Annotated in this window: 5 protein-coding genes; all 5 read right to left on the reverse strand. The window is 66.8% G+C overall.

Annotation, left to right across the window (positions count from 1 at the left end):
* Positions 1 to 17 precede the first annotated feature (17 nt).
* The 5 genes from M8C17_RS21405 to M8C17_RS21425 all read right to left on the reverse strand — a co-directional run bounded on the left by M8C17_RS21405 (position 18) and on the right by M8C17_RS21425 (position 15,229).
* On the reverse strand, positions 18 to 347 hold the full coding sequence (locus M8C17_RS21405; protein ID WP_252418297.1) for a barstar family protein: 330 nt from the start codon (positions 345 to 347) through the stop codon (positions 18 to 20).
* 1,045 nt (positions 348 to 1,392) lie between these two features.
* The gene (locus tag M8C17_RS21410) at positions 1,393 to 1,668 is read right to left on the reverse strand and encodes a hypothetical protein (protein WP_252418298.1); all 276 of its coding nucleotides are present in this window, start codon (positions 1,666 to 1,668) and stop codon (positions 1,393 to 1,395) included.
* A gap of 41 nt (positions 1,669 to 1,709) precedes the next feature.
* The gene (locus tag M8C17_RS21415; RefSeq protein WP_252418299.1) at positions 1,710 to 10,265 is read right to left on the reverse strand and encodes a DNRLRE domain-containing protein; all 8,556 of its coding nucleotides are present in this window, start codon (positions 10,263 to 10,265) and stop codon (positions 1,710 to 1,712) included.
* Between the two features lie 287 nt (positions 10,266 to 10,552).
* Complete coding sequence (locus M8C17_RS21420; RefSeq protein ID WP_252418300.1) at positions 10,553 to 12,394, reverse strand: AfsR/SARP family transcriptional regulator; 1,842 nt, start codon at positions 12,392 to 12,394, stop codon at positions 10,553 to 10,555.
* A 165-nt stretch (positions 12,395 to 12,559) separates the two neighbouring features.
* Positions 12,560 to 15,229, reverse strand: coding sequence for a glucosidase (locus M8C17_RS21425; RefSeq protein ID WP_252418339.1), 2,670 nt, complete (start codon positions 15,227 to 15,229; stop codon positions 12,560 to 12,562).
* Positions 15,230 to 15,310 lie beyond the last annotated feature (81 nt).

The raw sequence follows: 15,310 nt of genomic DNA on the forward strand, positions 1-15,310 counted from the left end.
GGCTCGTGTACGCCCGGTCAGCCCAATGACTTGGCTGAGCGGCAGCAGCCGTTGCACTCAATTAGTACCAGCTCGAAACGTTCGACATCGCGTCGAAGTCGATCACACTCTTCAGCTCGTCGCAGGACCGCGACGATTCTGTCAAAATCAACCCGTCCCAAAGCTTTCCTGCTGACCCGCACATGGTTCCAAATCAGCCGCACTGGACGCCCAACATCGAAGCTGAGGCGATCCCACAAAGCATCCAGATTTTTCCCGTAGTGCGGCCCGAAGTCAAGCAACCGAGCTATCTCCGCATGAAATTCAGCAGCCGAGCTGATCCGCCGACCATCCAACTCGACCTGCATCTCACCTCCAGTTCAGAGCATTACTGATCCCACGTCCACCTCCGCGAAAGACGCACCCGCGCTGACGGCAGCAGGTTGGACGAGTTCTGGTAGACGTCGCCGCCGATCCTGCCGCAGCAACCTTTGTTCGACCTACTTCCTTCATAGCTGCCGGCAAGGGCATTCGGCGGGCCGCAGGCCTGGTCGGATAACGGAATTGCGCGCGTGCCAATTCCGGCACGCGCGCCAATCACATTGACAGAGACCATCATTGGGAGATGGTCTTGGTTGCGCCTAGCTCAGAATGCTGGATAGCCTACTCCGCACAATAACGTACCCGTGCAAGTCGTCCGATGGAAGATCTTCGTCGCCAGGCTCCGAGAGCCTTTCCCCGACAACCTTGTTGGGATCCTCGTCATCATAAAGGACCACGAAGCCACGGGCCCTAATATCACCTCTAAAAAATTCCGATGATGGCCACATCGCCCGGTTCCAGCCAGGAAGTCGGCCAACGAGGGGCCATTCGTCGCTCACCAATGGGATATCGCCGAACCTAGCAATTAGGACCGCGTTCTCTGGGCGCAGGCTCGGAGGTTCTTCTGGGATGGCATCGAGTGCTGGCCCGAAGAAGTACCCGACAGTGACCGCACTACGTCCGTGCCTGGTGACAAGAGCAAGAGCATTTGCGCCGGATCGAAGGAGAACAGCGAATACCATTCCCTCTCTTATATCGCGCCGCTTCATCATCAGCCCCCTAGAGCACCGAGCTCAACCAAATCGCGCGCCGCCCTGATGTAATCGGGACGACTGGCGTGCTTCAAATCGATCGCCCGCTGCCTGAGCCCATGTCGTAGTCGCCGGAGGACTGGTCCCACCGTTTGGCGTTGTACCGGTACGCGTTGTATGGCTCCTTGGTTGGGTCCGCCGCGTGCGGCTTGTCGATGCCCGTGAACTGTGGGTGGCCCCGGTCCCGGTCGAAGCGGTAGCCGGGTTTTGGCCAGCGAGACGAGCATCGAGCCGGGATCCTTTACGACCCCGGCTCGATGCTTTGAATCAGCGCGGCTTGTTACGCCTCGCTCTCAAGGTCCTCCAAGTGATCAAACAGAGCTTGGCAAATCAGACGATCGAACGATTCATCCCGTATCTCCAAGGGCTGCCAGGATGCAGGATCGTCAGGAGCCAGCTTCCGAAGGAGCAAAGCTTCCCATCCTAGGTTCTGCCCAGTTCCGAGGTCGCCAACCAACTTCTCCTTCAGCTTGGCCAGCAGATCGTCGCCAGAGCCCTCCTCGTACCCCTTAAGGAAGGCCACGTACATGCCGTACGAGCCGTCCAGTCCGAACATACGAGGTCGCTGCCGAAGATTCTGAATGAGTCTCCGTCGATTCACGAAACAGGTGTCCACTTCAAGATGTCGCCGCCATATTCCCAGCGGGATTCGAACTCCTCCATAGAGACACCTGCCCTGTCCGTAAACCCGTCATACACTCTGCCATCGCGAACGACGACATCGTGAGTGTACCAACCCTGCTGATGGTAGCGCCCGTTCTCCTTCTGCATGTAGCCACCCAGGCCATATTGATTACCTGATCCTCCGGGCGGGTTCTCAGCGTTGGAAAGGCGATAGATTTGCCCGCCGCCCAGCTTCTTCTGGATATCCTTCGCCACATCTTCACAACCGCTGAAGCACTTCGGGTCACCCGGATCCTGCGGCTTCCAGCTCGACCCCAGATCACCCTTGCTCGCGCCCCCGCCGCTACTGCCTGTGGATTCGAGCCGGTTGAAGTCGTCTCCCCATTTCGATAGGCCGTCAGCACCCATCGCGAGGCCCCCGACGACCAACGCTCCACCAGCCAACGCAGAAGCGGCTCCAGCCCCGCAACCCGCAGCGGTGATAGGTGCGGTAACTACCCCCGCAAGCGCCGGCACAGTAGCCGCGCATGCGGCGAGGCCGGAACCTATCAGCGAAAGGCCTCCGCCGACAGCAGCGCCTCCAAGGAGGATTTCAGCGGAATCCACTGCAAGATCGGTGAGGGTATCGGAGTTGTGGTCGACCCACTCTGCTCCTGCTTCTAGCGCATCGCATGCATCCTGGGCCCAATCCCAGCAGTGTCCGTCGAGTTCGATGGCGCTGATGGGGTTGCCGCCGCCGAAGGCGTACCGGTTGCCGGTGAAGGGATTGCTGCCGAGGTTCATGTCGGCCAGGGCGCCGTTGTAGCTGTCTCGCGAAAGGAATCTGTTCAGCCCTGGGCTGTAGTCGCGGAAGCCCATGTCGTAGTTGCCGGAGGACTGGTCCCACCGCTTGGCGTTGTACCGGTAGGCGTTGTACGGCTCCTTGGTCGGGTCGGCCGTGTCCGGCTTGTCGATACCCGTGAACTGGGTGTCGTCGTTCTTGCCGTAGGCGGTGTACCCGTAGGTGGCCTTGGTGTCACCGGTCTTGTCGGTCAGGGTCTCGACGTCGGTGTGCGGGTTGTAGCCGTAGTAGACGTCCTCGTCCGTGCCATCGGTGTTGTGGGTGACCTGCGACAGTCGCTGGCCCCACGGCGAGTACTGGTAGGACTTGGTCAGCTTGCCAGCGACCTCCTCGTCCAGGACCTCGCCCGACAGGCCGAGGTAGTTGAACGTGGTGGTCTTCGCCTTGGCACCGCCGGCATCCGTGGTCTTGGTCGTCGTCCGGTCCATCGGGTCGAAGGTGTACTTCGTGACCGACGTGGCGCTGCCCGTGTTCTTGCGGTTCTCCACGATGTGGTCGAACCCGTCGTACACGTTCCGCTCGATCACGGTGCCGGCAGCGGTGACGGTGTCCAGGCGGCCGAACGGGTCGTAGTTGTACGACGCCGTCGAACCCCCGGTCACCGCGGTCAGCAGCCGGTTCCGCTCGTAGTTGAACGTGGTCGACGTGCCCTTCACCGTCTGGCTGGTGACGTTGTTGTTCGCGTCGTGCACGTAGGTTTCCGTGCCGGCGCCGTCACCGGTCTTCGTCAGCGAGGCCAGCCGGTCCTGCGGGTCGTAGGTGAAGTCGCTGGTGGTGGTCAGATAGACGCCGTGGTTGTCGGCGTTCATCTTCTTGGTCACATCGTGTGAGCGATTGCCGTTGAGGTCGTAGTCCAGGCTCGAATCGGAAACCAGGGTCCCGTTGGGCTTCTTCTCCGTCTGGGACTTCAGCCGCCCGTCGAGGAAGTACGTGTAGTCGACGGCGTTGCCGTTGCCCTTGACCTCCTTGAGCTTCTCGCCCCGGTCGGTGTAGGTGTACGTCGTCACCTTCGGCGACGCGTCGGTGGCCGACTTGCCGTTGGTCACCTTCGACACCAGGTCGCGCTCGTCGTATGTGTAGGACGAGTACTGCTTGTCGTGGTCGGTGGTCAGCGGCGCGCTGTTCTCGTTGTAGCTGAACGACGTCGAGTTCACCTCCGAGCCGGACTTCGACTCGGTGACCTTCTCGACCTGGTTCAACCCGGTGTAGGTCACCGTGTAGGTGTCGACCCGGGTGCCCGGAGAGGCGTCCGTGATCGTGGTCAGGTTGCCGTTGGTGTCGTACCGGTAGCTGTAGTCGTGCTTCTCGTTGTCGACGTCGGCCGAGTTGTCCCGGACGAGCTTCACCGCGTCGGCGACGACAGTGCCGGTGGCCTGGTCCGACAGCGTCACCTTCTGGGCGTTGCCCTCGGCGAAGCTGTACGAGCCGAGGCTGACCCAGGTGCCGGCACCGGCGGTCTGGTTGACCGTCTTCACCGCTGGACCTGCGCTGGAGGTGACCGTGTACTTCGCGTCGGTCGCCGCCCCGGCCACCGTCGGGAAACGGGCGTACACCTGGTAGGCGCCCGACTGTGGCACGTTCAACTGCCAGGTGAACACGTTGGTGCCCGTGCCGGCCGCGTGGGTGGCGTAGGTCGAGCCGTACTTGTTGGTAGCGGTGTTGGCCGCCGGCCAGGTCCCCGTGGCGCTGGTGTTGTTGAAGTCGGAGTTGTCGGCCAGCACCACCTGCTTACCCACCGGCACCCCGTCGTCGGACCGGGCCTTCAGCTTGCCGTCCGGGAAGTAAGACCAGTTCATGGTTCGGTTGGAGGAGCCACCCGCCGACGTCAGCGTCCGGGCCGTCTGCGCGCCCAGCTCGTTGTAGTCGTACGAGGTGACGATGTCCCACGGGTCCGAGGAGGTCTTCGTCCACCCGTTGTCGTAGTAGTTGTAGGTGGTGTCGTTCCGCACCGACTGGCCCGCCGACGGCGGCGCGGACATCGTCGCCAACCGGCCCACCTCGTCGTACTCGTAGGTGGTCTTGTCCGGCGTGGTGTAGCGGGAGTCGTCCTTGTCGTACGCCGACTGGGTCTCCTTCACCCGGTTCAGCGCGTCATAGACGGTGACCTGGGCGAAGTCGTTCGGGTCGTCGGTGGTTGCCACACCCCGCGGGCTGATGACCTTGGTCGTGTTGCCCACCTGGTCGTACTCGTACTTCGTGGTCCGGTACGAGATGGTCCCGGCGTCGTTCTTGTACGGCACCCTGACCTCGGTCGGCTTGCCCCGACGATCGAGGGTCACCAGCGTGGTGTTGCCGAGCTGGTCGGTGCTCGCGGTGACCAGGCCGTCCTTGTCGTAGGTGCTGCTGGTGAACTTGCCCAGCGCGTCCGTGGTCTTCGTGACCCGGTGCGCGCGGTCGTACGCCATCGTCGACGTGTAGTCGAGGGTGTCGGTGGTCGCGTTCTTGCGCGGGTCCACCATCTTCTCCACGTTGCCCACGTTGTCGTACTGATACGTGATCTTGTCGCCCTCGGCGTTCGTCACCGAGGTCAGCTGGTAGATCTCGTCGTACGCATTGGTCGTCAGATAGTCGGTTGCGCCCGACGTGGGGAGATTGCCGTTCGGCTCTTTCGTGGTGACCAGGTTGCCGACCTTGTCGTACGTGAACGACGTCTTGCGCTCAGGGTCTCCGGCCACGTCGACCGGCGCCTTGGTCCAGGTGAGCTGGTCGGCGGCATCGTAGAAGGCCGTGGAGACGGCCCCGTTCGGCGCGGTCGACTGGGTCACGTTGTCGTTCGTGTCGTAGACCGGCGCCGGCGTGGTGATGTACACCCCGGCGGCCTGGTCCTTCGGCGTCCTGCTGTCCAACGGACGGCCGAAGGTGTCGTACGCCTGGGTGGTGTTCTTCCCCAGCGCGTCGGTGACCTTGGTGACCTGGCCGCGGACGTCGTAGACGAAGGTGGTCGCCCTGGTCAGGGAATCCGTGATCGTCTGCGGGTAGCCGTTGGCGTCGTAACGGCTGTACTTGGTGCCGTTGCCGTTGGCGTCCGTCGCGGTGTCGAGCTGTCCCCACGCGTCGTAGGTGTTGTAGGTGGTGTAGTCACCGGCCGTCGTCGTGGAGGTGCCCATCGGGTCGGTGACGCTCGCCAGGTCACCGTCGGCCTCGTAGCTGAAGATCCACTTGCGCCCCTCGGGGCTGGTCTTCTCCGTGAGGTCGGCGACGTAGCCGTTGAGCTGGCGCTGGTAGGTCAGCACCGTGCCCGGCGTGCCGTTCTTGACCGCCTCGGCGTCCTTCACCTCGGTCGGGTAGCCGGTTTTGGCGTCGTACTGCCAGGTCGAGACCGCGCCGTTGGCCTCCTCCAGCCGGGTGACGTTGTGGTCGTCGTCCCAGCCGAGCTTGGTGGTCTGGTTCTTCGCGTTGGTGGTCTCGATGGGCCGGCCGTAGCCGTCCTGGAGGTAGACGGTGGAGTGGTTCTCCGCGTCCGTGACCGTCGTGCGGATGTTGTCGGTGGCGTCCGGGTCCACGTAGGCGAACTGGGTCAGGTTGGCCTTGTCGTTCCGGTCGGTGTAGTGCTTGGTCCGCCAGTGCCACTTCGGGTCGTCGCCGGTCTGGGGGTAGTGGTAGGCCAACTCTGTGGCGTTGCCTCGCGGGTCGGTGACCTTGACCAGCTTGACGTTCTTGTTCCCCTGGGTCATGTCGTAGGCGAACTTGAACGTCTTCGGCGCGCCCATGGTGGCGGTAGAGCCGAAGCCGTCGACCAGTTCGCCGAGCAGACCCTTGTCGGTGTAGGTGAAGGTCATCTTCCGACCGGAGATGTCCGTGACCTGCCTGACGTGGTCAATGATCTTCGGGTTGGTCAGGTTGGTCGCCCCGGACACCCGGGCCCAGGTGGTGTCGTTGATGTAGTCGTAGGTCTGACCCTTGGCGTAGTAGTCGATCGTCAGGGTCTTCCGGCCGGCCGCGTCGGTGATGTACCGGAGGAACTTGGTCGGCTTGTTGTTCGACTTCCGCTCCTCGTAGGTGAACGTCATCGTGTTGCCGTTCTTGTCCACCGTGCTGGTGAGGAAGCCCTCGCAGTCGTACCAGAACTGCGTGCGGTCCGGCTTGGTCAGCCGCCAGGCCTTCGGCTCCTGCGTGTTGGGCCGGCAGTCCGTGGTGGTGACCTTCTCCAGGTAGAGGTGCACGCCCTTCGGGCTCTTCCACGTCGAGGTGGCCGAGTCCCAGGTGAACCAGTGGCTGGTGCCGTCGCCATCGGTCATGGTGATCTTGGTGGGGTTCGGGTTCGGGTGGAAGTCCAGCGGGCTGCCCAGCCGCATCAGCGACGAGGCCTGCAGGGACCAGCCGTACCCGGCGACGGTGTCGGAGGTATCCAACGAGTTGTAGGACATCCGGACGAACGTCGACAGGCCCCGCGACGGGTTGCTCAACGCGTCGTACGACCACACCGTGTTGCCGGAGTGCAGGTTGTTCATCAGGGTGCCGCCGGCACCGGTGTTCTTCCCCGCGTACGAGTAGAACTTCTCCAGACCGAGCTGGTCTGAGGTCGGCTCCACCACCGCGACGTTCTGCGGCAGGGCCGCGATCGGCGCAAGGTCCGACAGCCACTGCTGGGTCAGTTTGTTGCGTAGCTGCCAGCGCAGCACGTAGTCGGTGCGCTGGTTGCCCTCCGTGGTGCTGGCCGGCGTCTTCACCTGCGCGGTCAGGTCCACGGTGCCGCCGGCCGGGATGTCCGCCGGCAGCGGGGTGGCGACCGTCGCGTTGGCGTCGTTCACCGGCTCGCCGTTGGCCCGGGTCCACTGGTACGCCAGCTCCCAGTCCGTCGTCTTCCAGGTCGCCTGGGTCGGGTTCGACACCGACACCGGGGCGGTGTAGGTCGACGCCGGGGCCACGTTCGTCGGCGTCTTGGCGGCGTAGTAGGTCGACTCTGGCGTCTGCTCCAGGTAGGTGACCTCCAGCGTCGGCTCGAACATCGAGTCCTCGGCCTCGGAGGCGAGCATCATCATGCGGGCGTTCTGGTTGACCTCGTCGCGCATCCGCAGCAGCAGCCCGTTGTTGGTGCTGGGCGTGGCGACCCAGCCCTTCACCGGGCTGGTGACGTCCCAGGTCTCCCACTCGGGGTCGTTGGTGAAGCCGTTGAAGCCCGCCTTCCACGAGGTGTCGTAGTCACCGCCGGCGGTCCACGCGTTGGTGCCGTCGTAGGTGTTCCAGGTGGCGGACCCCTCGGTGAAGCTCCGGTTCAGCTTGTAGACGTCGACGTACTGGCTCTGGTCGAGGCCCGGCTGGAGGGAGATGTTCCACATCCGCAGCTGGGCAACGGTGACCTGGGCGTTGGTCGGGATGGCCCCGGCCAGGCTGGACCACTTCACCACGCCACGGGTGACGCCGTAGGTCAGCGAGTTGTTGCCCACGCCGACGTACGGGTCGCCGTCGTAGACGTTGACGTTGCTGGTGGACAGCTTCTTCGACAGCGTGGTGTCCGTGACGCCGGTCCGGAAGATCTTGGTGATCTGGCCGGCCTTGGGCAGCATGGCGGGCACCGTCGGGCCGGCCACGAGCTGCCCGTCGGCCGTCTTGGCCACGACCATGTAGTAGTAGAACTGCCGGTCCATCGGGTTGGTCTTGTCCGCCGGTGTCGGCGTGGCCGTGGTGTCCTGGAAGGACAGCGTGCTCGTCGAGACCGGCGCGATCAGCGTCGCCGCCGTCGGGGTGTAGGTCTGGTTCGGGCTGCGGTGCACCTGGTACTCGACGACATCGTCGGCGGTACCGGCCTGCCCGTCCGGGTCCTTGTACTTCGGCCAGTCCAGCACGGCGCCGGTCGACGTGATCGTGGTCGGTGGGTTCACCGTCACGCCGGGCCGGCCGTACGTGACGACGAGCTTCGGCAGGTTGTAGTCCCGCCGGTCGTTCATGTAGAAGTACTCGGAGGCCTCGAAGATGGCGCCGCCCTGCTTCGCCAGCGACTCGTTCTTGGCCTTCAGCATCACGCCGTAGTTGGGCTGCGTGCCGCTCGCCCACTGCTGCACGAGGCCGCGGACGGGGAACGACAGCCAGGTGCTGGAGTGCGACGCCTCCTTGAGCGCGCCGTTCTTGCTGAACCGCACGGCGTCGGCGATGACGGCCTTGTTGGCCTGGTCGCCGAGCACGACCTTGCCCGTGGTGCCCGCGTCGAACGGGTAGAAGCCCAGGGTGACCCATCCGCCCGTACCGGTCGGCGTCCGCTGGTCGACCGGCACCGTCTTACTGCCGCCCTTGTGGTACACGGTGTACGGCGCGACATCCGCGCGGTCGGAGGCTCCTACGTAGTGGGCCTCGACCTTGTACTCGCCCGCCTCGGTGATGTTCGGCGTGTACGTGTACGTGTCCCCGGTGATCGCGTCACTGTTGACCCGGTAGTCGTCGTCCACCGCGTAGGCGGTGAGGTTGCTGGTGGAGGCGTTCCACGTGCCCTTGGCCGTGGCGTTGGTGTCGCCGTCGTCGACGGTGACGATGGTGCCGGGCAGCGACGTGTCGCCGGCCGCGTTCATGGTGGTCCAGGTGGCGGAGTTCTCGGTCCAGCTCGTCTTGACCCGCTGGACCTCCATCGGCACGTCGTTGGCGTAGATGCCGTCCAGGCTCTGGTCGTAGTAGACCATCACCTCGGCGTCGTCGATCGGCGTGTTCGCCGGGATCTGGCTCACGTCGAACTTCAGCAGGGAACGCCAGGTCGCGTCCGTGCCGGTGCCCACCTTCAGCTGGTAGGTGCTGTTGAAGTTGGCGGCGGGGGCGCCCGACGAGATCTGCACGTCCTGGCCGTCGATCGGCACTGGCTGGATCTTGATGGTCGGGTCGATCACCACCGGGTACGTCCGCGCCTTGTCGCGCAGCCACGAGGCGTCCGCCGAGACGGTCACCGTGGTCTGCCCGTACATCTGCTGGACCCGTTGGCTGACCGCCGTGCTGGTGGCCGGGGTCTTGGCGCTGTCGTACATGTACGCCGGCGGCATGACCAGCACCGGGTCACCGCCGTCGGGCCGGACGAACGCGATCGAGCCGTCCGCCCGCGGCTGCGCCACCAGGCCCTCGGTGTCGAGGGTGAAGGTGTACGAGACCGGGCCCTCCGGGGCCTGGCGCAGCACGATCTTCTCTTTCAGCGCGGCGGCGGTGACGTCGTAGACCAGGTCGGCGCCACCGGCCAGACCGGGATAGGTCACCGTGGAGCCGTCGACCTTCGGTGCGGCGGTCCGTTCGCCACCGGCGAGACCCAGCTGAACCGCGCGGCCGTCCCGCTCGAAGCGCACCAGGTTGTCGGTACGCCCCCCGAAGAGGCTGGTGAAGCTGTTGGTGGAGTTCTGCTGGACGTACCCGTTCCGGGTGGCCGGCCGCACCCGCGTGTCGATCGGCTGCCAGTGACCCTTGGCGTCCCGGTAGTTCATCGGCAGCGCCGAGAGCTCGGCCTGAAGCCGTCCGTCGGAGAGCTGGAAGACCCGCCCGTTGGCGGTCCGCCTTTCCGGGACCTCCCGGACCCGCTTCGGCGTGGGCAACTTCTTCGCCGCCGGTGGTTGCTCGCTCAGCGACAGCCCGGCGCTGACCACCTCCGGCTCGGCGCCGCGCGGACCGCCGTTCACCAACTGCCGGGCCGCGCCGCCCAGCCGGGAGAGCAGGCCCTCATCGTCCTTGGCCTCGGCCACCTGGTCGGTGCGCTGGGGAGTGCGGTCCGGGAGGACCTCCATCCCGCCCAGCGTGGCCACCATCGCCAGCGCAAGTCCCCCGATCAGGGGACCTCGTGATCGTCTTTTCACCCGTAACCCTCCGACCGTTCGTATGCACAACGGGTGAAGGCTAGAAACGAGGAATACTCAGCCGGCTATCTCCCAGATACCTTCCAGGTTTGATCGCGATCAGTGCGCCGAGCAGCGGAAATGCCCTAGCCGGCCGGCCGGCATACCGCGCGCATACTCCTCAGGAGCACGTCCGTCGGTGACGACGATGAGGCCGGGACGGCGGAGAGCACGGCCGGTCAGGCAGCGACCGGAGGGTGGGCCCGTCGGCCGGTCAGTGGGCGCGTCGGCGTGGACGTCAGGACGGCCAGTTCGGCGGCGTAGTCGCGGACCAGGGCGGGCAGCGTGTAGCGACCGGCGGCGCCCCGATGGACGAGGTGCGCGTCGACCAGTCCCTCCAGGGCGCGGCGTAACCGCTGGGTGGAGACCCCGAGCTGCGTCGCGGCCCGGTCCAGCAGGGCCGGATGGTCCGGTTGAATGGCGAGCAGTTCCAGGAGTCGCCCGGCCACCTCGTCGTCGGAACGAACCGCGGCGACACCGACGGCGAGGCTCGCCCGCACCGAGAGGTCCTCATAGGCCAGCAGGTCCAACCGGTCCGGCCCGTGGCGCAGATCGCTGACCAGGCCGGCCACCGGCATCGCCGGGCACCCGGCCAGACGGCTCCCCGCGATCCGCAGCGCCAGCACCGAACCGGCGCAGAGTCGCGCCAGTTCCGCCGCGGCCGCCGGATCGGCGACCAGCCGCTCCGGACCCGCGAAGGCGGCCAGCAAATCATGCGCCGGGACTCCGTCCAGCGGGCGCAGCGTTACCCGGCGTACGCCGTCCAGGCTGCCGAGGTGCCGCTGACCGACGACGATGAGGGCCGGCCCGGGACCGGCGGGGAGCAGCGGTCGCACCTGGGCGGCTCGGGTGACCCCGTCGACGACGAGCAGCAGCCGCCGCCTCGCCACGAGGGAGCGGAACCAGCCGGCCCGCTCGTCGGTGTTGGCGGGGACGTCCGCTGGGGCGACACCGAGTGCGCGCAGCACCCGGGCCAGCACCTCGCCCGGCGTCACCGCGTTTTCGTAGCCGAGGTCGACGAAGACCTGCCCGTCCGGAAAGTCACCGGCCACGATGTGCGCGGCGCGTACCACCAGGGCGCTCTTGCCACTGCCCGCCGCGCCGGCGACGACCACGGCGGCCGGCGTCGCACCGGCGAGGGCGGCCACCACCTCGGCGGCTTCCCCGGTACGGCCCACGAACGTCGCCGGGGTGGCGGGCAGTTCCCGGGGCACTGTCCAGCCGGGAGCGGGTCGTGTCTGCGCGGGCGGCGTGGTGACGATCGGCGCTGCCGCCGGGATGTACGCGAGCTCCGGCGCCCGGCCGAGCATCGCACGGTGCAGGCCGACCAGTTCCTTGCCCGGTTCGATGCCAAGCTGCTCGTGCAGGGTCGCACGGGCGTCCCGGAAGACGGTGAGCGCGGCCGGCACGTCCCCGCAGCGGTAGAGCGCCAACATCAACTGCCCCCAGGCCCGCTCCCGCAACGGGTGGGCGGCGAGGTGTCCCCGCAGTTCGGGCAGCAGGTGGCCGTGCTGCCCGGCGGCCAGCCGCGCTTCGGCCAGTTCCTCGAACACCTGGAGCCGCTGCTCGTCGAGGGTGGTCCAGCGGTTGTCCAGCGCGGTGCCCCGTGGCAGGCCGTCGCCGGACAGACCGCGCCACTGAGCCAACGCGGCACTGAGGGTGGCGATGGCACCGGCGGGCTCGGCCGCGGCCAGAGCACGCCCCTCCCCCGCCAGCCGCTGGAACTCGGCGACATCCAGCTCGCCCGGCGCCAGCCGCAGCTCGTACGCGTTGGGGCGCGCGACCAGGCGGTCCCCCAGCACGCGGCGCAGCGCTGCGGCGTGGGTCCGCAGATTCGCCACGGCGGACGTCGGCGGGGTCTCCGGCCAGACCATCTCCGCCAACCGGGGCAGCGAGACGACATGGTTCGCCTCCATGGCCAGGCCGGCGAGAACAGCGCGCCGCTTCGCCGCGCCGGGTGTGACGGTCCGACCGTCGACGCACAGCTCCACACTGCCCAGAAGCCGAATCTGCAGTTTCATCTCGCCGCTCCCCCGTTGAACTCGAGCGGGCCTCACGCTAGGTGGACGTTACGCACGTAACAAGCCATACGGGCAGTGCATGAGCGTGACGAATATCAATGCCTTGAGTCGGGGTGTCCCCGTAACGAAGAGACGACCGGAAGCGCTCCCGGCACGGCCGGTCGGTCAACGACGCAGGGTGAGGATCAGGTCGGCGACCAGGGCCGTCCAGCCGGTCTGGTGCCAGGCACCCAGCCCGGCCCCGTTGTCGCCGTGGAAGTACTCGGGGAAGGCGATCAGGTCCCGCCAGTCGGGGTGGGTCTGAAAGATCCGGCACGCGCCGTAGATGGGTCGTCGACCCCAGTCGTCCTGTGTGAAGAGCGAGATCAGCCGCGCGGAGAGGTCGTCGGCGATCTCGTCCAGCGTTCGCTTCACCCCGGAGCGGGTCGGGTACTCCACCTGGAGGTCGTCGCCGAAGAACGAGGCGTAGTCGCGCAGCGCGCTGATGAGCAGGAAGTTCGTCGGCATCCAGATCGGACCGCGCCAGTTCGAGTTGCCGCCGAACAGCCCGCTGGTCGACTCCGCCGGCTCGTAGCCGACGGAGAAGTCCTGCCCGCCGAGCGTGACCGAGAACGGCTTGTCCAGGTGCGCGCGGGACAACGTCCGCAGGCCGAAATCGGAGAGGAACTCGTCGGGATCGAGCATCCGAGCGAGGAGCCGGACCACCTGCTCCGGGCCGACCATGGACAGCAACCTCTGCTGGCGACCGTCCGGGCCCAGCCGGCGGGTGCCGATCACCTCGGCGTACTCGGGGCGGTTGGTGAGGAACCAGCGCAGCCGGGCACCCAGCTCCGGCAGCCGGTGCAGGGTCTTCGCGCTCAGCCGGGTGGTGGCGGCCAGCGGCAGCAGCCCGACCACCGAGCGGACCTTCAACGGCACCTTCGTGCCGTCGGCGAGCCGCAGCACGTCGTAGAAGAAGGCATCCTCGTCGTCCCACAGCCCCTGCTCGTACGCGGCGGCGGCGATGTACGCGAAGTGCTCGAAGAACTTGGTGGCGGTGTCCACCCAGGTCCGGTCGTGCTCGGCCAGCACGATCGCCATGTCCAGCAGGTTGAGCGCGTACATGGCCATCCAGCCGGTGCCGTCGGACTGCTCCAGCACCCCGGCCACCGGCAGCGCCGCCGACCGGTCGAACGGCCCCACGTTGTCCAGCCCGAGGAAGCCACCCTCGAAGACGTTGTTGCCGCCGGTGTCCTTGCGGTTGACCCACCAGGTGAAGTTGATCAGCAGCTTGTGCATCACCCGGGCCAGGAACTCGTAGTCCCGGCCGCCGTCGATCTCGAACACCTTGAGCGCCGCCCAGGCGTGCACCGGCGGGTTCACGTCACCGAACGCCCACTCGTACGCCGGGATCTGCCCGTTGGGGTGCAGGTACCACTCGCGCAGCAGGAGCAGCAACTGCTCCTTGGCGAAGCTGGGATCGACGCGGGCGATGCTCACACAGTGGAAGGCCAGGTCCCAGGCCGCGTACCAGGGGTACTCCCACGGGTCGGGCATCGAGATGACGTCGAAGCTGGTCATGTGCCACCAGGCGCTGTTGCGCCCGTGCCGCCGCCCCGCCGGCGGCGGCGACGAGCCCGGGTCACCTTCCAGCCAGCGTTTGACGTCGAAGTGGTAGAACTGCTTGCCCCACATCAGCCCGGCGATGGCCTGCCGGGCCACCAGCGCCTCGTCCGGGGTCGCGGCCTCCGGGATCACGCCGGCGAAGAAGCGGTTCGCCTCGGCCCGCCGCGCCCACACCACCGCCTCGAAACCGTCGCCCAGGTCCGCGCGGGGCGGCGGGGCGGCGGCCGGCGGCGACGCGGTGCGCGTCAGGCGCAGCCGGATCTGGCGCTGACCGCCGGCCGGCACGTCGAGGACGTAGTGCAGCGCGCCCTTGGTGCCCTCCTCCGCCGGGTTGACCGTGGCAGCGCCGTTGACCACGTGGTCGTTGATGCCGTCCTTCGGGTAGGGGGACCGGCCGGGCAGGCCCCACAGCCGTTCGGCGTTGGTGTCGTTGTCGCAGAGCAGCGGCACCGGATCACCGTCACCCTCCAGCAGCAGTTGACCGAGTACCCAGTGCTCGCCGACCAGCCGGGCGCCCTCGCCGGTCAGCCGGGGGATCCGGTCACCGCCGGGCAGCCCCCAGGCCCAGGTGTTGCGGAACCACAGGCTGGGCAGCACGTGCAGGGTGGCCGCCCGGTCGCCCCGGTTGGCGACGGTCACCACCATGCACAGGTCCGTCGGGGACGCCTTGGCGTAGTCGACGGTCACCGCCCAGTACCGGTCGTCGTCGAAGATGCCGGTGTCCACCAGCTCGTACTCGGTGTCGTCCCGGCCGCGCAACGCGTTCACCGCGACCAGTTCGTCGTACGGGAAGGCGGCCTGCGGGTAGTGGTAGCGCCAGCGCATCCAGGAGTGGGTGGGCGTGGAGTCCTCGTACCACCAGTACTCCTTGACGTCCTCGCCGTGGTTGCCGCCGTCGCCGCCGAGGCCGAACATCCGCTCCTTGAGGATCGGGTCCTTGCCGTTCCACAGCGCGAGGGCGAACGCGAACGTCTGCCGGTCGTCGCAGACGCCGGCCATCCCGTCTTCGTTCCACCGGTAGGCTCTGGACCGCGCGTGGTCATGCGGGAAGTAGTCCCAGGCCGTACCGTGCTCGCTGTAGTCCTCCCGTACCGTCCCCCACGCCCGTTCGGACAGATAGGGACCCCATGCGCGCCAGTCCTGCTCCCCCGAGTCGGCCTGAGCGAGTCGGAGTCGCTCGGCGTCTGGTGGCGAGGCGTCGGAGGACGATCGGTCAGTGATCACGTGCATATCTTTGACGTCGCCGCGGTACTTGACCACAGCGGCCATTCTCGTCGTGGCGTGTTACACCCCGCCGCCGGTGGAGGAAAG

This window comes from Micromonospora sp. RHAY321, from assembly GCF_023896955.1.
GTDB lineage: Bacteria > Actinomycetota > Actinomycetes > Mycobacteriales > Micromonosporaceae > Micromonospora.